The sequence below is a fragment of the Novosphingobium profundi genome (assembly GCF_018491765.1).
Taxonomy (GTDB): domain Bacteria; phylum Pseudomonadota; class Alphaproteobacteria; order Sphingomonadales; family Sphingomonadaceae; genus Novosphingobium; species Novosphingobium profundi.
In genome coordinates this window covers 104,471-125,721 of the sequence record NZ_JABWCU010000007.1, presented here as the reverse complement: position 1 = coordinate 125,721, position 21,251 = coordinate 104,471, and the positions used below count along the sequence as shown (strand labels likewise).

At 64.4% G+C, this 21,251-nt stretch carries 17 protein-coding genes; 5 read left to right on the top strand and 12 right to left on the bottom strand.

Going from position 1 to position 21,251, the window contains the following annotated elements; translation table 11 throughout:
• The 7 genes from HT136_RS08975 to rpsF form a co-directional block, all read right to left on the bottom strand.
• Window positions 1–2,226, bottom strand: a complete 2,226-nt coding sequence (locus HT136_RS08975) for a TonB-dependent siderophore receptor (protein WP_214199426.1) — start codon at window positions 2,224–2,226, stop codon at window positions 1–3.
• A gap of 242 nt (window positions 2,227–2,468) precedes the next feature.
• On the bottom strand, window positions 2,469–5,273 hold the full coding sequence (locus HT136_RS08970) for a TonB-dependent receptor domain-containing protein (RefSeq protein WP_214199425.1): 2,805 nt from the start codon (window positions 5,271–5,273) through the stop codon (window positions 2,469–2,471).
• 607 nt (window positions 5,274–5,880) lie between these two features.
• Window positions 5,881–7,314: an AMP nucleosidase gene (locus HT136_RS08965; protein ID WP_214199424.1), complete on the bottom strand. Its 1,434-nt coding sequence runs from the start codon at window positions 7,312–7,314 to the stop codon at window positions 5,881–5,883.
• A 107-nt stretch (window positions 7,315–7,421) separates the two neighbouring features.
• Complete coding sequence (locus tag HT136_RS08960) at window positions 7,422–7,937, bottom strand: GNAT family N-acetyltransferase (protein WP_214199423.1); 516 nt, start codon at window positions 7,935–7,937, stop codon at window positions 7,422–7,424.
• Window positions 7,938–8,048: 111 nt separating this feature from the next.
• Window positions 8,049–8,654: a 50S ribosomal protein L9 gene (rplI, locus tag HT136_RS08955; RefSeq protein ID WP_214199422.1), complete on the bottom strand. Its 606-nt coding sequence runs from the start codon at window positions 8,652–8,654 to the stop codon at window positions 8,049–8,051.
• Between the two features lie 15 nt (window positions 8,655–8,669).
• Window positions 8,670–8,894, bottom strand: a complete 225-nt coding sequence (rpsR, locus tag HT136_RS08950) for a 30S ribosomal protein S18 (RefSeq protein ID WP_007686754.1) — start codon at window positions 8,892–8,894, stop codon at window positions 8,670–8,672.
• 3 nt (window positions 8,895–8,897) lie between these two features.
• Window positions 8,898–9,257, bottom strand: coding sequence for a 30S ribosomal protein S6 (gene rpsF / locus HT136_RS08945; RefSeq protein WP_214199421.1), 360 nt, complete (start codon window positions 9,255–9,257; stop codon window positions 8,898–8,900).
• A 589-nt stretch (window positions 9,258–9,846) separates the two neighbouring features.
• Here rpsF and HT136_RS08940 point away from each other — a divergent pair.
• Complete coding sequence (locus HT136_RS08940; protein ID WP_214199420.1) at window positions 9,847–10,935, top strand: OmpA family protein; 1,089 nt, start codon at window positions 9,847–9,849, stop codon at window positions 10,933–10,935.
• Window positions 10,936–11,057: 122 nt separating this feature from the next.
• Here HT136_RS08940 and HT136_RS08935 read toward each other — a convergent pair whose 3' ends face one another.
• Window positions 11,058–11,741, bottom strand: a complete 684-nt coding sequence (locus HT136_RS08935) for a glutathione S-transferase (RefSeq protein ID WP_214199419.1) — start codon at window positions 11,739–11,741, stop codon at window positions 11,058–11,060.
• Between the two features lie 265 nt (window positions 11,742–12,006).
• Here HT136_RS08935 and HT136_RS08930 point away from each other — a divergent pair, with 265 nt between their 5' ends.
• The 3 genes from HT136_RS08930 (at window position 12,007) to HT136_RS08920 (ending at window position 15,990) form a co-directional block, all read left to right on the top strand.
• A complete protein-coding gene (locus tag HT136_RS08930) occupies window positions 12,007–13,242 on the top strand; it encodes a polyhydroxyalkanoate depolymerase (RefSeq protein ID WP_214199418.1) in 1,236 nt (411 codons plus the stop codon).
• Window positions 13,243–13,336: 94 nt separating this feature from the next.
• Window positions 13,337–13,741 (top strand): DUF2946 family protein, encoded by a 405-nt coding sequence (locus tag HT136_RS08925; protein ID WP_214199417.1) that lies wholly within the window; start codon window positions 13,337–13,339, stop codon window positions 13,739–13,741.
• A gap of 125 nt (window positions 13,742–13,866) precedes the next feature.
• Window positions 13,867–15,990, top strand: coding sequence for a TonB-dependent receptor (locus HT136_RS08920; RefSeq protein WP_246543492.1), 2,124 nt, complete (start codon window positions 13,867–13,869; stop codon window positions 15,988–15,990).
• Between the two features lie 90 nt (window positions 15,991–16,080).
• Here HT136_RS08920 and HT136_RS08915 read toward each other — a convergent pair whose 3' ends face one another.
• The gene (locus HT136_RS08915; protein ID WP_214199415.1) at window positions 16,081–16,905 is read right to left on the bottom strand and encodes a flagellin N-terminal helical domain-containing protein; all 825 of its coding nucleotides are present in this window, start codon (window positions 16,903–16,905) and stop codon (window positions 16,081–16,083) included.
• Between the two features lie 258 nt (window positions 16,906–17,163).
• On the opposite strand from HT136_RS08915, the gene HT136_RS08910 reads away from it, so the two are divergent.
• Window positions 17,164–18,111 (top strand): DUF808 domain-containing protein, encoded by a 948-nt coding sequence (locus HT136_RS08910; protein ID WP_214199414.1) that lies wholly within the window; start codon window positions 17,164–17,166, stop codon window positions 18,109–18,111.
• Between the two features lie 45 nt (window positions 18,112–18,156).
• On the opposite strand, the gene HT136_RS08905 is transcribed toward HT136_RS08910, so the two are convergent.
• The 3 genes from HT136_RS08905 to HT136_RS08895 all read right to left on the bottom strand — a co-directional run bounded on the left by HT136_RS08905 (window position 18,157) and on the right by HT136_RS08895 (window position 21,114).
• On the bottom strand, window positions 18,157–19,731 hold the full coding sequence (locus tag HT136_RS08905) for a globin-coupled sensor protein (RefSeq protein WP_246543487.1): 1,575 nt from the start codon (window positions 19,729–19,731) through the stop codon (window positions 18,157–18,159).
• 176 nt (window positions 19,732–19,907) lie between these two features.
• Window positions 19,908–20,927, bottom strand: a complete 1,020-nt coding sequence (locus HT136_RS08900) for a DUF6976 family protein (protein WP_214199413.1) — start codon at window positions 20,925–20,927, stop codon at window positions 19,908–19,910.
• Complete coding sequence (locus tag HT136_RS08895) at window positions 20,899–21,114, bottom strand: hypothetical protein (RefSeq protein WP_214199412.1); 216 nt, start codon at window positions 21,112–21,114, stop codon at window positions 20,899–20,901. Before HT136_RS08895 ends, HT136_RS08900 begins: the two co-directional genes overlap by 29 nt.
• Between the last annotated feature and the right edge of the window lie 137 nt (window positions 21,115–21,251).

Below are 21,251 nucleotides of genomic sequence, written 5' to 3'. Positions count from 1 at the left end.
TTACCAGCGAAAGTCCACGCGCGCCGTCACGCTGCGGCCTTGACCGTAGTAGCAGGCCGAAGCCGCCGTGCAGGTGGCCACGTAGCGCTTGTCGGCGATGTTGCGCCCGTTGATCGAGGCACGCACGCCATTGCCGAAGTCATAGCGCACGAAGGCATCGTAGAGCGTGTAGTCGGGGATCTCGAGCACATTGGTGGTGGTGCCGTAGCTGACCCCGGTGTAGCGCACCCCGCCGCCCAGCGAGAGCCCCTCGAGCGCGCCGCCGCGGAAGGTGTGGTTGACGAAGAGCGAAGCCATCCAGTCGGGCACTTGGGCGAGCTTGTTGCCCACCACGCTCAGCGTCTCGCCATCGACGGTGTAGGTCGTGTTGTCCTTGGTCACCTCGCTGTCGGTATACGTCAGCGCGGCGATCACGGCCGTGCCCCAGGGCAGCGAGCCCTTGCCTTCGAACTCGATGCCGCGCACGCGGCCCTCACCGGTCTGCACGTAGCAGGTGCGGCTGCCGCACAGCGTGCCCGAAGGATCGGGGGTCGACATGTTCTGCTGGGTGATCTGGTAGGCGCCCAGCGTGAGGTAGAGGCTGTCGCCCGACTGGTAGCGGATGCCGGCTTCGTACTGGTCGCCGGTCAGGGCCTCGAATGGCTCGCCACCGAGCGTCGAATCGGGGTCCGTCGTGTCGGGCAGAAACGATTGCGCGTAGCTGGCGTAGAAAGCGAGCCCGCTGTCGAACAGATAGACCGCGCCCGCGCGCCAGGTGAACTTGTCGTCCTTGTTGGTGAAGGAGGACAAGTCGGTGAGATCGGTCGTCGAGGTCTTCGCCCAGTCGTAGCGCCCGCCGAGGGTGACGTGCAGGTTGCCCGCCGAGATCTGGTCCTGGAGGTAGACGCCGGTCTGCTTGCTGACCGAGGACGAGTAGACCTGTGCGTTCAGGTTGTCGGCAAAGCCGTCCGAACCGCGCGATTGCGGATCGAAGATGTCGAGCACGGGCAGGACCAGCGAGGAGGTGACGAGATCGCGGTAGTGCGTCCAGTCGGTGTGGAAGTAGTCGACGCCGGCCAGCAGGGTGTGCTCGACCGAACCGGTGGTGGTGTCGAACTGCAGCTGGGTGTCGGTCGCCCAGCCGTCGCTCCAGCCGTCGCCTTGGACGGCGCGGCGGCCGATGGTCTGGCCCGCGATGCAGCCGCTGATGGTCGAGGGGCAGGTGGTGTACGTATCGCCCGATAGCACCACCGCGCGGTAGAGCGTGTCGATGTGGGTGTAGCGCGTGTTGTTGCGCAAGGTGAGGCCGCTGGTGCCGAAGCGGTGCTCGAAGAAGCTCGCCGCCAGGTACTGGTTGCGGTCGAAGGTGTTCCAGTCGGGCTCGCCGATGAAGGCGTCGTTGGCGATGTACTTGCCGTTGCTCGCGTAGAGCGAACCGGTCGAGGGCAGGAACTGGAAAGTCGAGCCGCCTTCGTCGCGCTGGTACTGGCCCAGCAGCGTCCAGGTGGTGTCCGTGTCGGGCTTCCAGGTCAGGCTCGGCGAGATGTACTGGCGCCCCTGGTCCACCCCATCGATCTGCGTGCCGCCGTAGCGGGAGAGCGCGACGACACGGCCCGACAAGGTCGAGGTGATCGGCCCGGACACGTCGGCGGCGGCTTCGTAGTTCCAGTTGCCAAGGTCGGTCGTGCCGATCGCCTGAAGCATGAACTGCGCCTGGAAGCTGTCGGTCGGCTTCTTGGTCACGAGGTTGACCACGCCGCCCGGTGCGGTCTGGCCGTAGAGCGCGCCCGAGGGGCCCTTGAGGACCTCGATCTGCTGGAGGGCGAACGTGTCGAAGCCGGTGCGCGTCCACTGGCCGCCGGTCGGCAGGCGCAAACCATCCACGAAGCTGTTGTTCGACGAGAAGCCGCCTGCACCGAACCCGCGCACGGAAATCTCGTCGGTGCGGCTGTCCTGGCCCGAAGGCTCGGCCTGGACACCGGCGGTATAGGCGAGGGCGTCGGCAATGTTGGGCGAGGCGCGCAAGTCGATCTCTTCGGCGCTGATGATCGAGATCGCCTGGGGCGATTCGATGATCGGCGAGTCGGTCTTGGTCGTCGAGGTCGCGGAGGAGTAGCCCGTGGCCGTCACGATGATGCGGTCACCGCTGTCCGCGGCCGAATTTGCGGCGGCGGCATTGTCGTCCGCGAAAGCCGGCGAGGCCAGTGCTGCGAGCACCAGGCCGAGGGCGGTTGCTGTCGTTTTCATAAAACCCCGTTATCTTTCGTCGCGCACGTCTGCTAATGCGAGCGAATATCATTAGCAAGTATGCATTGTCTTCGGACGGGATTCAATGGTGGAGAAGGGCAAGGGTTCGCCCACGACAGCTGTGCGAAACGCCGATGGCCCGGACACGCAAGCGCGGCCGGGCCATGACGTGGACGTCCTTGTAGGACATTCGGGTTCGGGGCGGAGAGGGCGAGGTGGTCGGTCCCTCTCCGGCAGCCCTATCAGAAGAAGTTCACCTTCATGCTCGTGAAGAACGTGCGTCCGTAGACGTCGTAGGTCGAGGGATAGGTGTTCGACTGCTCCTGGTTGTCGCCCAGGATCGGGGGCTTCTTGTTGAACATGTTGTTCATGCCCAGCGTCCAGGTGAGCTTGTCGCCGATCTGGAACTGGCCCGAGAGGTCGAAGTAGTCGTAGGCCTTGATGCGCTCGACGCTGTAGTCGGTCGAGACATCGTCGTCGCCCACCGGCGAGAGGTGACGCCAGGCCAGCGAGACGGTGGCCTTGTCGGTCGAAACCGTGGCGCGGCCGTTGAGCCTCCACTTGGCGTAGACGTTGCCGCACAGCAGCCCGAACTTGCCCGCGCAGTTGTAGGCCAGCGAGGGGATCGACGAGAACGGGTTGAAGTCGAAGCTGTTGAGGTAGCTGCCCGCGAAGCTGAGGTCGAGGCGACCGTCGCGATCGGCGAGGAAGCCGAGCTCGTGGGTGTAGCTGGCCTGGAAGTCCACGCCATCGGTGGTCACGCCGCCCGAGTTCGACAGGTTGTCGACCGCGCCGGTGATCGTGTAACTGGTCTCGTCACGCGGCAGCAGCGAGCAGTAGCTGCTGTCGTAGGGCGTCCAGCCATTCGAAGCGGTGCCGTAGCACGCTGCGATGATGTTCGAGGTGCCGACCGAGGTGATGTAGTTCTTGATCTTGATGTGGTAGTAGTCGGCCGTGAACGAGAAGCCCGGCAGGAAGCTGGGCGTAAGCACGGCGCCCACGGTCCAGGTGTCCGCCGTCTCTTCGCGCAGCGAGCTGTTGCCACCGACATAGCTGTCGATCTGCGTGTCGCCACCGTTGTATTCGGTGCCGATCTTGCCCGAGGGAACGCCCGAGGCGAGGCAGCTCGCGTTCAGGCTCGAGTTGGTGAGTGCGGCGTCCGTGGTGCACGGATCGCTGGCCGTCTCATAGCCTTCCGAGCTTCCGCTGTAGAGATCGTGCACGGTCGGTGCACGCACCGCACGCGAGAACTGGCCGCGCAGCGCGATGTCCTTGACCGGAGCGTAGACGAGGCCGGCCGAATACGTGCCGACTGCGCCGGTGGAGGTCGAGTACTTCGAATAGCGGGCCGAACCGTTGAAATCGAGGTGATCGACGAAGGGCATGTCCGCCAGCAGCGGCACGTTGATTTCGCCGAACAGTTCCCACACGTTCCAGCCACCCGAGGTGGCGTCGCTGGCGTTGAAGCCGATCACGTCGCCCGAGACGAGCGCCTCGTCGGGGTTGTAGGTGCCGCGCTCGTTGCGGTATTCCCCACCCAGCGCGATACCGGCCGGGCCAGCGCCCAGATCGAACAGGTTCTGGTTGGTGATCGCGCCCGAAGCCACCTGCTCGGTGATGGTCGAGTGGTTGACCGTATCGATCGAGATGAAGTCGGCGGCTGCCTGGCTGATGTTGCCTTCGCCATAGATGTTGAGCGGGACGCAGCCGTTGCTGGTGTCCGAGCAGACCAGGTTGCCGTCGGAATCGTAAGTCGTCTTGAGAGCCTGGGCCACGCGGCTGGCCGACACGTTACCATACTGGTATTCGGTCTGCTTGGTACGCGCGAAGCTGTAGTAGGCGTCGTAGTCCCAGTCACCCGAGATGTTGCCACGGGCACCGAGAAGGCCGCGGTAGGCCTTGCTGTCCATGACCGAGATACGATCGCCCACTTCGGTCAGGCGGCGGTAGACCGAGGCGGTGGTGTAGCCGTCGCCATCGGTGTCGTAGCCCGAGAGCAGCGACTGGCTGGAGCTCGAGAGGTACGAGGAATCGGTGTCGAGCGCGTAGCTGCCCGAAAGCGGCGTCGGCGCGAGCTGGTTCTTCACCCGGTTATGGATGTACTGGCCTTCGGTGTATATCGTCAGGTGGTCGCTGACGTCGAAATGGCCCTGAGCGAAGAGAAGTTCGCGCTTCTGCGGAACCTGCAGGTAGTTTTCCGAGGCGTAGTTGTAGGCGTCGGACGAGGTGTAGTTCGAGTAGTCGCCGTTCTGGTCGAACTTGTAGCGCGTGCCGTCAAGCGAGATCGAACCGGCGGGCGTGTAGCTCGAACCGCCGGAGGTCAGGCCGCCGCTGCCGTCGTCGGTCTGCGTCGTCGCCGTGTACTTGCGGGCCGACTGGAGGATCGCGTCACGGCGCATGTAGTCGCCATAGATCGTGATGTTGCCGCGTCCGTCGGCAAAGTTCTTGCCGGCAAGGATGCCGCCGGAATACTGCGCGCCATCGCCGTAGCCGGTGAGGCGATAGTTGCCATTGGCCTGGAGACCCTCGAAGTCCTGCTTGGTCACGAAGTTCACGACACCGGTGACGGCGTCCGAACCGTAGACGGTCGACTTGCCGCCGGTGACGACGTCCACGCGTTCGAGCAGCGCGGAAGGAATCGTGTTGAGGTCGACGACCTGGTTCGTGTCGTACGAGACGTAGCGGCGGCCGTTGACCAGGACCAGCGTGCGCTGGGCGCCGAGGCCGCGCAGGTTCGCGGTCGACACGCCGCCGCCGGGGTTGTTCGAAGCCGCCGTCGAGCCGGGAAGCAGCTGCGGGAGATCCTTGAGGACGCTCTCGATGTTGACCTGTCCGGTCAGCTCGAGGTCCTTCGAGGTCACGGCCATGATCGGCGCGGCCTGTTCGAGGTTGGGATTGGTGAGGCGCGAGCCCGTGACGATGATCGCGTTGCCCGGCGCATCCGCAGCGGTTGCGGTGTCGTCGCTCGGGGCGGTGTCCTGCGCCTGGGCGGCGACGGGCACGATGGTCAGCAGCGTGCTGGCCAGAAGGATGCGCTTGATACGCATATAGAGTGGTACTCCCTGCTGTGAGACCTCAGCCGGATGCGACCCGGGGTGAGGGATGGGCAGGGAACTGAGCCTCGACTGCTCGCTTAGCCAGTCAAAAGTTCCGAATGTTCCTATTTAATCGGGCTGTGTGGCCAATATAAGACTAATTATGAAACAATATGAAATTTCATGTAGTTAAGGTGAAATTTAGATGAAATCTTCCTGCAAAATGATAGGAGCAAAAGCTGAGAATTTTTTGCAATTTATATTTCTGGGCGTGTCTACGCGAGAATATCAATTTATTATTGGATTAATAGTATTGCGAGGTCAATGGAAGAATATAGGGGGTTGGCTTGGGCCGATGGATTATTCCGGGGTGGCTCGCGCCTGCCTTGTGGTTGCAAATTAGGCAGAAATGCAATTATTAACGCCTATGTGCATTTGTATATTTTTCAATATGGTCAAAAATATACCCGGAATCCATAATTTGTTATGAAAATCGGAAATTTTATATCTCTGAAATCGGAGTTCCGGCCAAAGGAAAGGGGCGGTGCGACCGGGAGTTCGGCGGTGCCGAGTCTCGATCGCATCGCCCCTCGTCGATGCAGGCTGGTGTGTCCGAATCTCAGCGGAACGGAGGCTCGTCGAAAGCGCGCAGCTTGCGGCTGTGAAGGCTGTCGCCCTCGGCGCGTAGCATCTCGCAGGCGCGCAGGCCGATCTTGAGGTGGCCCGCGATGGCTTCTTCATAGAAACGGTTCGCCTGGCCCGGGAGCTTCAGTTCGCCGTGGAGCGGCTTGTCCGAAACGCACAGCAGCGTGCCATAGGGGACGCGGAAGCGGTACCCCTGCGCGCTGATGGTGGCACTTTCCATCTCGATCGCGATCGCGCGTGACAGGCTGAAGCGGTGCGCCGAGGCGGTGTAGCGCAATTCCCAGTTGCGATCATCGGTGGTGACGACCGTTCCGGTGCGCATGCGCTTCTTGAGGTTCGCGCCGCTGTCGCCGCTGACGATCCCGGCGGCTTCGGCCAGGGCCTGCTGCACTTCGGCGATGGCGGGCAAGGGAATTTCGGGTGGCAGGACCGGGTCGAGCACCTTGTCGTCGCGCAAGTAGGCGTGGGCAAGGACGAAGTCGCCGATCCGCTGCGTCTCGCGAAGGCCGCCGCAATGGCCGATCATCAGCCAGGCCTCGGGGCGCAGCACCGCGAGGTGGTCGGTGATCGTCTTTGCGTTCGATGGTCCCACGCCGATATTGACGAGAGTGATGCCCGACCGGTCCTCTCGCACGAGGTGGTAGGCGGGCATCTGGTGGCGGCGCCAGGCCGTGTCCGAGAGCCGCGCGCGAGCGTTGGGCGCAGCCTCATCGAGATAGAGGCCGCCCGCGCCGGCAAGCGCGACATAGCCGTCCTTGCCGATCTGTTCTCCGGCCCAGTCCACGAATTCGTCGACATAGCGGTGGTAGTTCGTGAAGAGAATGAACTTCTGGCAGTGGTCCGGGCTCGTGCCGGTGTAGTGGGCGAGGCGCGCGAGGCTGAAGTCGGTGCGCAACCCGTCGAACAGCGCCAGCGGCTTGGGGTCGTTCTCGGCAAAGATCATCAGCCCGTCGGCGATCTCGTCGCCGATCATCGCGAGATCGGTGCTGGGGAAGTGGGTCGCAAGTTCCTGCGGCGTGACCGTGCCCATGCCCAGGCCGTCGAGGACGTAGGGGAAGGGGATTTCCTGGGTCGAGCGCGAGACCTCGATTTCGATCTCGTACTCCGCGTCGAGGAGGGCGAGCTGTTCCTTCAGGTAATCGGCGAAAAGGTGAGGCCGGGTGATCGTGGTGGCGTAAGTGCCCGGTTCGACCAGCCGTCCAAAGGCGCGGCCGAACACGACGTCGCGCTCGTTGCCGCGGTAACGCACCGTCAGCTCGGGATACGTCCAGAGATTTGCAGTGCGACGTTCGGCGGGGGGGAGGGTGCCGTGCTCGATGAAGGCGGAAATGTCGGCCTTGAGGCAGGCAACGGCGGTTTCGTAGATGCGGACCAATTCCGCATGGATGTGATCTATTCTGTTTTCCATCGCCTGTAATTACGCAATCTGTGTTGCAGTGCAAGGGCAGGGAATACGATCACCACGCGGAGCGGCCCTGCAGGTTCTGGGCAGGTTCTGGTGTATGGGGCCGGGCGTCAGATACGGATCTCGAAATAGTCGACGGTCTTGTCGGCCGAGAGACGTGCCGTGCCGACGCGGCGAAAGCCCAGCGCTTCGTGAAAGGCGAGGCTGGCCGGATTGGGCGGGTCGGCGTTGATCTCGCAGACGAGCCTGTCGTGGCCTGCGATGCGTGCGGCGTCACAGGCATGCGCATAGAGGCGGCGGGCCAGGCCGCGTCCGCGTGCGCGAGTAGCAACAACGACCCTATCGATGTAGGCGAACCGCGTGTGGCGTTCGGCGAACCAGCGGAAATTCGGGCTATCGTAAGGCGCATCCTGGTCCAGGACGATGATCGCGGCGTCGATATGTCCGATCCGGGCGGCCAGGAAGGCCTCGTCAATCAGTCGGGTGAGTGTCGGGCCGTCGAGCCACGAAAGTTCGCGGGCATGCAGGTTGTTGAGGTGCAGGAGGGTCTCTGCGAGGGCGGCGTCCTTGCGTAGTGCGCCCTTGAGGTCGATGGGGCTGTCGGATGCAGGGGGCGTGGAGAGCATGGAGGCTTGTTCCGTTGTCGTCAGAGTTGACGGACCGAAGGCACGAAAAAGCCCCCGCGCGGATATCCGGGCGGGGGCTTTTCGTGTTCCTGTCGGTCAGGAAAGAGTGGCTCAGGCCTGCTCTTCGCTGTCCTCGACGCCTTCGTCGGCGTCTTCGGTCACGATCTCGCCGGGTTCGGCATTGGGATCGTAGGCCTCGGTGAAGCCGGTGGTGTCGGCTTCGAACATTTCAGCCATGACGTCGACGCCCTGGGCCTGCAGTTCGGCCTCGTCGGTCGAACGTGCAACGTTGACCTGGACGGTGACGGTGACTTCGGGGTGCAGGGTGACGCGAACGTCGAACACGCCGAGCGTCTTGATCGGGCGCTCGAGCACGATCATCTGCTTGCCGACTTCAGCGCCTTCGGCGTTGAGGGCCTCGGCAATGTCGCGGACCGAAACCGAGCCGTAAAGCTGGCCCGAGTTCGACGAGGCGCGGATCAGGACGACCTGCTTGCCTTCGACGTTGCTCGAGTGAGCCTGGGCGGCCGTGCGCTTTTCAGCGTTGTCGGCTTCGATCTTGGCGCGGTTGGCTTCGAAGACCTTCTTGTTGGCTTCGTTGGCGCGCAGGGCCTTCTTGTTGGGAAGAAGGTAGTTGCGTGCGAAACCGTCCTTGACGGAAACGACGTCGCCGATGTTGCCGAGCTTCTCGACGCGTTCGAGGAGGATGATATCCATGAGACTGAGCCTCCCTTACTTGACGATGAAGGGCAGCAGGCCGATGTGACGGGCGCGCTTGATAGCCTGGCCCAGCTCACGCTGCTTCTTGGCGGACACCGCGGTGATGCGGCTGGGGACGATCTTGCCACGCTCGGACATGAAGCCCTGGAGCAGACGGACGTCCTTGTAATCGATCTTCGGCGCGTTCTTGCCCGAGAACGGGCAGGACTTGCGGCGGCGGAAGAATGCACGTGCCATGGATCAGTTCTCCCGGTCGCGACGGCGACGCTGGTCGCGGTCGTTCTTGCGCATCATCACCGAGGGGCCACCCTCGTGCTCTTCGACCTTGATGGTCATGTAGCGGATGACGTCTTCGTTGATCTGCGTCTGGCGCTCGAGCTCGGCGATGGTGTCGCCGGGGCACTCGATGTTCAGCATCACGAAGTGCGCCTTGCGGTTGCGCTTGATCTTGTAGGCGAGGTTCTTGAGACCCCAGGTCTCGGTCTTGGTGACCTTGCCCTCGTGGTTCTCGACGATCTCGGTGGCGGCGGCGGCCAGCGCATCAACCTGCGCCTGGCTCAGATCCTGGCGTGCCAGGAACACGTGCTCGTAAAGCGGCACTTGCTGCATCCTTTATCTGTCTAACCGATCGCTGGCTTGCCGCACCATTGCGGGGCCCCTCCGGCTTTCTTCAAGTATCCTGTGCGAATCCGTTGCGGACGTGCGGGAAGCGGCGCCTTTAGCCGATTGCGGGCCAAATGCAAGTGACTTGCTGTCGGTGCGGCGGTGGCGGTCCATCGCAGGCAATCCGAGGTCACGTGCCCGCTTCACGCCTTTGCGCGACTCGTCAAGGTCAATGCAAGTGTGGTCAGCGGGTGGCGCGTGGGGCTGCTCGGGGAGGGGGAAATTCCTCGGGAACGAGCCAGCCTGCCGGTTTCACAGGCCTCGGCCGACCGATGGCATCGCGGTGTGTGGAGGCGCGCGGTTTCTCCCGAACCAGGTTCTTATCAGGTTGTATTATCGAAAAAATGTATCGTCGTTTCGAACATGTTCAATATACTGAGGAGCTATTCGTCCATGAGGCAGGTGGTTTCATCCTCGGGGTGAGCTGCATAGGTACTTTTACATTGAGAACTAGGGGGCACCGCGATTGTCTCGGCTGAGCGCTCATGGGAACTATACCTGACCGTTCAATAGGCAGGGGTAAACCGTGAAGAAAATCACGCTTGCGATGGCCCTGTCGTCTTCGATCCTGGCGACCAGCGCCTGGGCCCGTGACGACAGCGTCTATCTCGAAATCGATGGCGGCGCCGTTATCTCGGACGACTTCAAGTTTGATCCGGTTGACTATCCGGGACTTGGCAACGCGCGGCTCGAGTCAGATACCGGCTATGACGTCGGCGGGGTTCTCGGCTACGACTTCGGCGGGTTCCGCATCGAGGCCGAAGGGAGCTTTCGAAGTCTTGGCAACAAGAAGTTCGGGGCGGCCGATGCGCTTTCTCCGATCTACGGCAGCGACGAGCTTGATGGCCACTCGTCCGCGTTGAGCTTCATGGGCAACGCGCTGTTGGACTTTGGCAAGGACGACGGGATACAGATTTTCGCGGGCGGTGGTGTGGGCACGGCCCGTGTCGACCATTTCGTCCGGGTCGACACCACGTCAGGATCGGCCAATCTGATCAGCGGTGACACCTGGGATTTCGCCTGGCAGATTCTGGCTGGCCTGCGCTTCCCTCTGGGTGACACGGTCGATCTGGGCATCAAGTATCGCTACTTCAACGTCCCGGACTATCGTATAAATAGCTACGATACCCGCTACGACAGCGACTGGACTTCTCATTCGCTTATGGCGACGCTGGGCTTCAACTTCGGCCCCAAGGCGGAGCCGCTGCCGCCCCCGCCACCGCCTCCGCCGCCTCCTCCGCCGCCGCCGCCACCCGAGGTGGTCTGCAACAAGGGGCCCTATATCGTGTTCTTCGACTGGGATAGCGCGGACCTCACGCCCGAGGCGGCCACCGTCCTCGATAGCGCGATCACGGCTTACGGCAACTGCGACAACGTGCCGATCATGCTCGCCGGCTATACCGACTCCTCGGGTGCCAAGACCTACAACCTGGGACTGTCCGAGCGGCGCAACGACAGCGTCCAGGGCTATCTGACCTCGCACGGCATCCCGGGTTCGGCGATTTCCAGCCAGGGCTTCGGCGAAGACAACCAGCGTGTCCCCACCGCCGACGGGGTGCGCGAACTCCAGAACCGTCGTGTGGAAATCACCTACGGTCCCGGATCAGGGATGTAACACTTTCCTCCCACCGAGGAAGCAGGGGAAAGGGGCCGGATCCAGTCCGGCCCCTTTCTTGGTGGCCGATGTGCGTTGGGATGTCAGAGCGTTGTCGGGCTATCCTGGCGGGGTCGCGGCTTTCAGAACTCGACTTCGAGCTCTTCCATTTCCTCCGGTTCCGCTTTTGCGGCGGCAATCCAGTCGGCCATCGGCGCCCATTCGGTGACCGTGCGGCAATAGGCGAGGCACGGGGCCGAGACCGAAACGGCATAAGTGATGAACCGAGTGGCGACGGGCGCGTACATGGCGTCGGCGACTGTCGGTTTCGCGCCGAACAGGAACGGGCCGCCATATGTCTCGAGGCATTCGCTCCAGATCGTCTCGATCCGTTCGATGTCGGGGCGAGCGCCCGAGAAGACCGGGAAGCGTTCGTGCTTCACCTTCAGATTCATCGGCAGGGCCGAACGCAAGTTGGTGAAGCCCGAATGGATCTCGCCCGAGATCGAGCGGCAATGCGCGCGCGCGATGCGGTCGGAGGGGTAGAGCCCGGCCTCGGGAAATTCCTCGTTGAGGAATTCGGCGATGGCGAGCGTGTCCCACACGCTCGCGCCGTCGAAGGTCAGGCGCGGCACGAGGACCGAAGGGGACAGAAGCAGCAATTCGGCGCGGTTGTTCGCATCGTTGGGCGCGGGCTTCTCGACCACGTCGAGCCCGGCGAGACGGCACAGCAGCCAACCGCGCAGCGACCAGGCCGAATAGGTCTTGGACGAGATCGTGAGCGTAGCGCCGCTTGCGCCTGCCGCTGGTTCAGCCTTGTCAGCCATCGTCGTGCATCCTTCCTCGTCTCGTCCCGGTGTAGGGCCAGACTAACACTGTCGCGCGCCTGACGCACTGCGCAAATGGCATTCACGTTGGCAGCGGTTTTTCTTGCATCCCGTCATGATGCAGCGCAGCATAGCGGGTGCATCGATCGTGCGCACGGCCGCGTTGCCGCCAGGATGGGCACGGTGGGCAGGGCGCGTTTTTCCGTTGCCTTGCCCTCCCGGGCCGGGTTCTCGCGGCTACAAGGAAAGGCGAAGGGAAGTACCCATGCTCTACGACGCCTACGAGGCCACCAACGATCTTCTCGCACCTTCGCGTTTCGCCGCGCGCCTTGCGCGGCGCTTTCGCGACGAGGCGCTGGACGGGGCGCAGGACATGCCCTTCGCGCGCCGCCTGTTCGCGCTCGCCGAGGTCTATGAGAAGGCGGCGATCACCCACGCACGTCCCGCCTACGCGATCGCCTCGGTCCCCTGCGGCGGGCGCGAGGTGGCCGTCGTCGAACAGGTGGTCATGGACCTGCCCTTCGGCGATCTGCTGCACTTCGCCAAACCCGAGGTCACGCTGCCCCAGCCCAAGGTGCTGATCGTGGCGCCGATCTCGGGGCATTTCTCGACGCTTTTGCGCAACACCGTCGAGACGATGCTGAGCGATCACGATGTCTACATCACTGACTGGAAGAACGCGCGCGACGTGCCGCTTGCCGCTGGCCGCTTCGGCCTCGAGGATTACATCGACTACGTGATCACCTTCCTCCAGGAATTGGGCGATCCCGCGCAGCGCAAGGGCGCCAATGTGCTGGCGGTGTGCCAGCCTTGTGTGCCGGTGCTGGCGGCGGCGGCGATCATGGCGAAGGACGATGATCCCTGCCAGCCGCGCACGATGACCCTGATGGGCGGTCCGATCGACGTGCGCGAGACGCCCACCGTCGTCAACGAGTTGGCCTTCGCGCATTCCTACGACTGGTTCGCCGCCAACATGATCCAGACCGTGCCCTGGCGCCATCGCGGCGGCGGGCGGCGGGTCTACCCGGGCTTCCTCCAGCTCAGCGCGTTCATGGCGATGAACATGGGGCGGCATTTCGACCAGTTCCGCAAGCTCTACCAGGCGCTGGTCGATGGCGACACGGCGCGCGTCGACAAGATCGAGACCTTCTACGACGAGTACTTCGCCGTGCTCGACCTGACCGAGGAGTTTTACCTCGAGACGATCGACAAGGTGTTCCAGCGCGCGCTTCTGGCCAAGGGCGAGCTGACCTTCCGGGGGGAGCCGGTCGACTGCGGGGCGATCCGCAAGACCGCGCTGCTCACCGTGGAGGGGGAGCGTGACGACATCTGCTCGGTCGGCCAGACGGCGGCGGCGCATTTGCTCTGCTCCAGCCTGCGCCCGCACCTCAAGCAGCATCACTTGCAGCCGGGCGTCGGGCACTACGGCACCTTCTCGGGCTCGAAGTGGGAAAAGCAGGTCTATCCCCAGGTCCGGAGCCTGATCCTGGCGATGAACTGACCTTCGGGCTGCTGCTCTCGTGGCGCGCGTGGGACAATTTGTCCGCGCGCCGCGGCGTGACACGCAGGCCCGACAGGACTAGGCGCGGGATCGGATGCAGGGGATTCGCAACCTTCTGACGCGCCACTTTACGGTGTTTGCGTTCGTGCTGGCGCTTTCGCTGGCAATGAAGGCGTTTGTGCCGGCCGGTTTCATGATCGGCAGCCGCGCAGGGCACGTCCTCACGGTCGAGATCTGCGACAGTCAGGGGCACAGCCAGCTGCGCGTGATGGCGCTGCCCGACAAGCCCGACCCGGCGCACGATGGCCATGCCAAGGCCGCCAGGGACTGCCCCTTTACCGCGCTGTCCGCGCACGCGCTTTCGGGCGCCGACCCCGTCGTCCTCGCGCTTGCGCTCGCCTTTGTCCTCGCGCTCGGGTTCCGGTCCACGCCGCCCTTGCGCCTGGCGCGGGCGCGCTATCATCGCCCGCCGCTGCGCGGGCCTCCGAAGCTCTCCTGAACGGGCTTGCGCTCCCTCGCTCGTGTTGAGCGAGGCGCGCGCGAGCCGACGCAGCGCTGACCTCCCGCTCCAGCCGGGGGGCGTGCGCGCCGTGTTCCCACGCAAAATTCAGGATGATCTTTTCGATGAATACCCCATTCGTGCGCCGCGCGCGCACCGCTTTGCTTGCCGGCTCGATGCTGCTTCCCCTGTTTGCCACCCGTGCCGAGGCCGAGGAGGCCGCCGACCCGCGCCCGATCGCGGTGGTGGAAGGCCACAAGCCCGACCCGACCATTGCGGCCACCAGCCTCTCGGGCGAGGACCTGCACCGCCAAGCCGGGGCGGCTAGCGACACCGCCTCGGTGCTTTCCGCGATTGCGGGGGTGAGCGCCAATACCGGGGGCGGCTTTTCCGCGATGCCCGCCTTGCGCGGTCTTTCCGAGCAGCGCCTGCGCGTGCTGGTCGATGGCCAGCCGATCGACCAGTCGTGCCCCAACGACATGAATTCGCCGCTCTCCTACACCAACCCGCAGACGCTCGGCTCGGTGCTGGTGACGCCGGGCATCGCACCCGTGAGCCTGGGCGGCGACAATATCGGCGGAGTGATCGCGGTGGAGAGTGCCGCCCCGGTCTTTTCGTCGAGCGAGGCGCTGCTGGTGAAGGGCAGCGCGTCCAGCTACTACCGCTCGAACGGCAACGCCTTTGGCGGCTCGGCCGCGCTGACGATGGCGACGCGCACGTTCAGCGCGACCTACACCGGTGCCTACACCCAGTCGGACAATTACAAGGCCGGCGGCAAGCTGGGCACCGTCCACTCGAGCGAATACGCCAAGACCGACCAGGCGCTCGCGCTGGCGCTCAAGACCGGGGCGGGCCTGTTCGAACTCAAGGGCGGCTACCACTACAGCCCCTACGAGGGCTTCGTGAACCAGTGGATGGACATGACGGACAACCGCTCATGGTTCGTCCAGGGCCGCTTTCGGGGCAGTTATGACTGGGGCAACCTCGATCTCTCGGCAAGCTACCGCGACACGCGGCACAAGATGAATTTTCTTGCCGACAAGCTCCCTGGCGACATGCCGATGAACACGACCGTGCACACGTTCACAAGCGCGGCGAAGTTCGAGGTGCCGCTGGCCGAGCACCAGATCGTGCGCGCCGGGCTCGAATACCACCACCAGTGGCTGAACGACACCTGGCCGCCGGTCGCGGGCTCCTCGATGATGGGGCCGGATGCTTTCGTGAACATCAACGCGGCGCATCGCGATCGCATCGGCGCCTATGGCGAGTGGCAGGCGGACTGGTCGGACACGCTCACCACCACGGCGGGCCTGCGCTTTGACCGCGTCGCGATGGATACCGGCGACGTCCAGCCTTATGGCACGGGCATGATGCAGGCGGCTGACGTTGCCGCCGCGGCCGCGTTCAATGCGCAAGGGCATCGCCGGGTCGACGGCAACTGGTCGGGCTCGGCGCTGACGCGCTGGACGGCGTCGGACGCGCTCACCGTGGAGCTGGGCTACGCGCACAAGGCGCGTTCGCCCAACATCTACGAGCGCTACACCTGGGGGCAGGGTTCGATGGCAAGCCGGATGATCGGCTGGTATGGCGACGGCAACGGCTATGTCGGCAATCTCGACCTGAAGCCCGAGCGCGCCGATACCGTGAGCGCGGCCCTTCAACTGACGCCGGCGCGGGGCGTGAGCCTGAAGGTCTCGCCCTATTATACGCACGTCGACGATTACATTGATGCGGCCTACCTCCAGGACCTCGACAGCCAATTCGTCCAGCTCCGGTTCGCCAATGTCCAGGCCGCGTTCTACGGACTCGATGTCTCGGCGAATGCGCTGGTGCAGGGAACGGCGCAGGAGGGCACGAGCCTTCGCGCGACGCTCGCCTGGGTCCACGGGCAGAACCTGTCGGACGACTTGCCGCTCTACCACCAGATGCCGCTCAACGCGAAGCTCGCCGTGCTCCACCGCAGCGGCGCGCTCGAACTCTCGGGAAGCGTGGAGTGGGTCGATCGCAAGGACCGGGTCGACACCCGCCGCAACGAGCCGGTGACCTCGGCTTATGCGCTGTTCAATCTCGGGGCGGCCTATGCGCTGGCGGGCTGGCGCCTTGGCCTGGAGGCGACGAACCTCTTCGACAAGGGCTACTACCTTCCGCTCGGCGGCATGGCATTGGGCGACTACGATGTCAGTGGAACGCTGCGTCCGGTTGCAGGGCAGGGCCGATCGGTCAACGTGACGCTGGGAACCTCGTTCTGAACGCCACGCAATTGACCCGGTGGGGATCATCCCCACCGGGTGCTTGCGGGACCTGGTTGGTCTGCCTTCCTGCGGGACGCCCGGTCGGGCTTAGCGCAGGAGGCTCATCACGTTCTGCTGGGCCTGGTTCGCCTGGGCGATCATGGCGGTCGAGGCTTGCGAGAGGATCTGCGCCTTGGCCATCTGGGTGGTTTCCACGGCGTAGTCCGCATCCTCGATCCGCGATCGGGCATCGGACAAGTTGGTCACCGTGCTGGTGAGGTTGTTGACCGCCGATTCCAGTCGGTTCTGGCCAGCGCCGAGCGAGGCGCGGGTGGCGTTCACGTCGAGCAGGGCATCATCGATGTTGTCGAGCGTGGTCGAGGCGAGCGTCGAGGTCGAAACGTCGAGCGCGGTGGCGTCGATCTTGGTGCCGTCGATCGAGGTCGCGGTGAGGGTGACCGTCTCGCCCGAATTTGCACCGGTCTGGATGTCGAAGGTGACATCGCTGCCCGAGGTCGTCGAGAACAGCGTGTTGCCGTTGAAGGTGGTCTGCGTGAGAATGTCGTCGATCTGGTCGGTAAGCGCGGTCACTTCCTGCTGCATCGCGGTGCGATCGCTGTCCTGGTAGGTGGCCGAGGCCGACTGGATTGCCAGTTCGCGCACCCGCTGAAGCATGTTGGTCACTTCGGAAAGCGCGCCGTCGGCGGTCTGGGCGAGGCTGATGCCGTCGTTGGCGTTGCGCACGCCCTGGCTCATGCCGCGGATCTGCGAGGTCATCGAGGTGGAGATGGCAAGGCCTGCGGCATCGTCCTTGGCCGAATTGATGCGCTTGCCAGTCGAGAGGCGCTCCATCGAGATGCCGAGCATCTTGTTGGCGGCGATCGAAGCGTTCGAGGCACGGATGGCGCTGATGTTCGTGTAGATAACCGACATGATTTCTTCCCCAGTTTTCAGAAAGTTGGGAGCGGCTTGCTGGCTGCGCTCCGGACATTGGGAAGAACGGTCGGGACGCGGGGGCTTTAAGCGTCCGGTATCGCTTTTCGTGTTTCGCCGGCGTTTCCGGGGCGCTGCGAAGCGTGAAAAGCCGTGCACTTGTCGGGGCTTGCGCGGCTTTTTCTTGATCGCTCCCCAATTCCCCCGCATGGCTGATATTCCTGCCGCACTGGCGGTTTTCGAAAGGATTTTTTCGCGATGCCCTCCGGCCTTGTCGCCCTGCTTGACGACGTATCGGTCATTGCCCGTGCCGCGGCCGCTTCGGTCGACGACGTCGGCGCGGGGGTGGCCAAGGCTGGCAGCAAGGCCGCGGGCGTCGTCATCGACGATGCCGCCGTGACGCCCGGCTACGTGACCGGCTTCACGCCCGACCGCGAGCTGCCGATGATCTGGCGCATCACCAAGGGTTCGATCTTCAACAAGCTGGTCATCCTGCTTCCGATCGCGCTCGTGCTGAGCGCGTTTCTGCCACAGGCGATCACGCCAATCCTGATGATGGGCGGCCTCTATCTCTCGTTCGAGGGGGCCGAGAAGATCCTCGAGATGCTGGGCGGCGCCAAGCACGGCGAAACGCTTGAGGACACGATCACCGATCCCGTCGCCTTCGAGAAGGCGCGCACCTCCGGCGCGATCCGGACCGACCTCATCCTCTCGGCCGAGATCATGGCGATTGCGCTCGCGGAAGTGAGCGATGCGACGCTGGTGACCCGCGCGGTGACGCTGGCGATCGTCGGGCTGGTCATCACCTTTGGCGTCTATGGCGCGGTGGCGTTGATCGTGAAGATGGACGACGTCGGCCTGCACCTTGCGCGCAAGGCCTCGAAGATGGCGCAAGGGGTCGGGCGCTTCCTGCTGCGCGCGATGCCGGTGGTGCTCAAGTTGCTGAGTTCGGTGGGCACGCTGGCGATGCTCTGGGTCGGCGGCGGAATTCTCCTGCACGGGCTGGAAGAACTCGGGTTCGCGGCACCCGCGCACATGGCGCATGGCCTACAGCACACGGTCGAACAGGCGAGCGGGCCATTGGGGCCGGTCACCGGCTGGATATCCTATGCGCTGGTTTCGGCCATTGTCGGACTTGTGCTCGGCGCGGTTATCGCCGTCATCCTGCACCTCGTGGCCAAGGCGCGCGGCAAGGCCGCGCACTGAAAAGACGCGTGCCGAGCCGGGCCGAACTTGGCCCGGCCATAGGTATCAGAATTCGGTCCAGTCCGCGTCGGGGGCTTCCTCGGGCTTGAGCGCGAGCGCGCCGGCCGTGCGCGGCGCCGCGGACGGAGCGGGGGTGTAGGACGGTTCGGGCAGGGCCTTTGTTGCGGGCTTGCGTGGGTTTTTCGCGACGACGGCTATCGGTGCGCCGTGGCTCGGGCCCACTTCGAGCTTGAACATGCGCACCAGCTTGGCGAGGTCCTCGGCCTGCTGCGCGAGGTTGCGCGCGGCGGCGGTGGTCTCTTCGACCATGGCCGCGTTCTGTTGGGTCATGCGGTCCATGTCGCCGATCGCCGAGTTGACCTGGCTGAGCTGTCCCGCCTGGGTCTGCGAAAGGTCGGACATCTGCGAGGCGAGGCCGGTAATTCCGGAGACCTTCTCGACGATCCGGCGGAATACCTCGCCGGTGCGGCCGACCAGCGCGACACCGCGCTGGACTTGCTGTTCCGACCCCCCGATGAGGTCCTTGATGTTCTGCGCGGCTTCGGCCGAGCGCTGGGCGAGCGCGCGCACCTCGTTGGCGACGACCGCGAAGCCCTTGCCGGCATCGCCCGCGCGCGCGGCCTCGACCCCGGCGTTGAGGGCAAGCAGATTGGTCTGGAAGGCGATCGAATCGATCACGTTGACGAAGGCGCCGATCTCCTTGGCGCTCTTCTGGATCCCGTCCATCGCCGCGACCGCCTCTTCGACCACCTGGCCGCCGTCGCGCGCCTCGGTTTCGGCCTCGCCGACCGAGCGGTTGACCTCGCTTGCCCCTTGCGCCGAAGTGCGCACGCCGTTGGTCAACTGATCGAGAGCGGCGGCCGATTCCTCGAGAGCGGCGGCCTGGCTCTCGGTGCGCTGCGAGAGATCGTCGCTCGCGGCACGGATCTCGGAGGCGCCCACGCGAATTTGCTCGGAAGAGGCGGCGACCGCGCCCAGCGTCTGGACGATCGCGTCGCACATCGCGGCGAAGTCGGACTGGATCTGCTCGAAACCGGGGGGCAGGGTGCCCAGCTCGGTGGTGAGATCGCCCTGCGCCACCGCCTCGAGCGCCTGCGAAAGCGAGCTCAGCGTTGTTTCGCGGCTGTGGTCCTGCGCGGCGAGGTAGGCCGAGGTGGCAATGTCCATGTCCATCAGCGCGACCTTGACGAGCGTGGCGAGGTTCTTGACCTTGCCGCGCACCAGCACGCCCGCGATCGAGCGCGAGAGGTCGCGCTCGATGACTTCGGCGAGGACCTGGGCATAGGCGCCGATGTAGAAGGTGGGGGGCAGGCCGATTTGCGCATGGACTTTGCCGATGCGTTCGGCGCGCGCCATGTAGGTCTGGTCGATCCGGCCCGAGAACAGGTCGACCCAATGGTCGAGCTGTTTTGAGCGGGCATGGTCCATCATGCCTTGCGACTTGAAGAAGGAGGAGCGCCGCCGGTCCGCGCGGATCGAGGTGTAGAAGGTGTCGAGCACCCCCGGGCCGAGCCGACGTATGAGCTGGGCAATGCCGCCAAAGCGCGCGTTGTCGGTCTCGGTGATAGCGAACATTTCCAGCCTGTCGGGAATTTCCATGTTCGATGCCGTCTGGGACATGCCATTTCCTCGTCTGCGGATTGGAAGGTAAGCCTAGGGGCGGCTTGTCAAATTTGGCGTATGCGCTGGCCTAGGTATGAGATCGGATTAATGTTGCGTCGCGTGCTTGGTGACCGCCGGGACCTGAGGGGCTTGCGCACCCGCCGGATGCCTCTCAGGTCCGCTCCCCGGCGCGCTCAATCCTTGCGGATCACGACCATGGTCTGGTTGAGCAGCTGGTAGGCGACTTCGCCGAAGGTGACCGGACCGGCCACGCCGCCGATGGCGACACCCTCGAGCTGGCCGAACAGGAAGTTGAGGATGCAGTTGCAAGACCAGACCGCGCCGTCGAAGGGCTGGGTCTCGAGCGCCTTGCGAAAGCCATCGGCGTAGTCGCCCACGGGCGCGGCGAAGCTGTAGTCGACGCCCGCGAAGACCGGGGCGTAGAGCTCGACCGTGCCGGCCTGTGCGTCCACCGTCTTGAGCGAGGCGTTGACCCGCGCGCCGCCGAAGTCGCCCACCAGCGGCAGGTCGCCGCCTTCGCGTCCGCGTTCGACGACATAGTCGGCAAAGCGCTTGCGCTCGCCGCCGACGAGGCACCATTCGGGGGTAAATCCGGCTTCCTCGAAGCGGATCACGTCGCCGCCGTCGGGCGCGAAGATGTTGACGATCTCGATCACCGGGCTCTCGCTTTCGGGGATCGTGATGTGGGCCACCGCAACCCGGTCTTCGTAGGCCGTCGCGACCTGGCCGTCGTAGGCATAGGCGCTCTCGTCGGGATGGGCGAGGTCGTAGCCCGAGATCCAGCCCACGGTCGGGCGCAGGAAGGCCATCGGATAGCTCGCCGCGTTCTGCGCGAATTCGGTGTGGCAGCGCGAACCTGCCGGGATCACCGCAAGCGCGAGGCCGCTGTCGGGCGCATCGCCCGAGATGCGTTCGAGCTGGTCGGCGTCGTAAGTCGCGAAAGTGACTTCGCCGATGCTTCCGAGATCGGTGACGAAGAGCACGTCGTCGTCGATGATCCGTCCGCCATCGGCGGTCATGAAGTAGGGCGAGGTCCCGGCGATCCACCTTCCCGCCGGCAGGCGGTCGAGCGCGGCCTTGCGGCCCGCGAGGCTGAGGCTGGCCCCGGCCTTGATGAGATCGATGACCGCATCGACGGGCAGCAACCCGTTGATCGGCGTGCCGTCAGAGGCGATTGAGTTGGGCGACTTCATTTGCAAGGGACCGCTCCCACTTTACGAAGTAGTTGTAGATTTCGGTGGCTTTGGCCGCAGGTGGCGAGGGGCTGAGTTCCAGCCGCTTGATCAGCATCTGCGTGCCCAGATGACTCGTCTGCAGGCGTGACAGGCCGCCAGAGGCCAGTCGTCCCCACACCGCCGAGCCTTGTGGAGGTAGTGACATATCCGCTCCCGATAGGTGGTTGCGCAGGCGGCAGTACCGCGAGGTCTGCTAAGCGCGCGTTCGTGGGGTATCGGGATTTGTGCGGGGGATCGGCGCTAGGGCGCGTGAACGCCTTGGACGTGCGGCATGGGGGCACG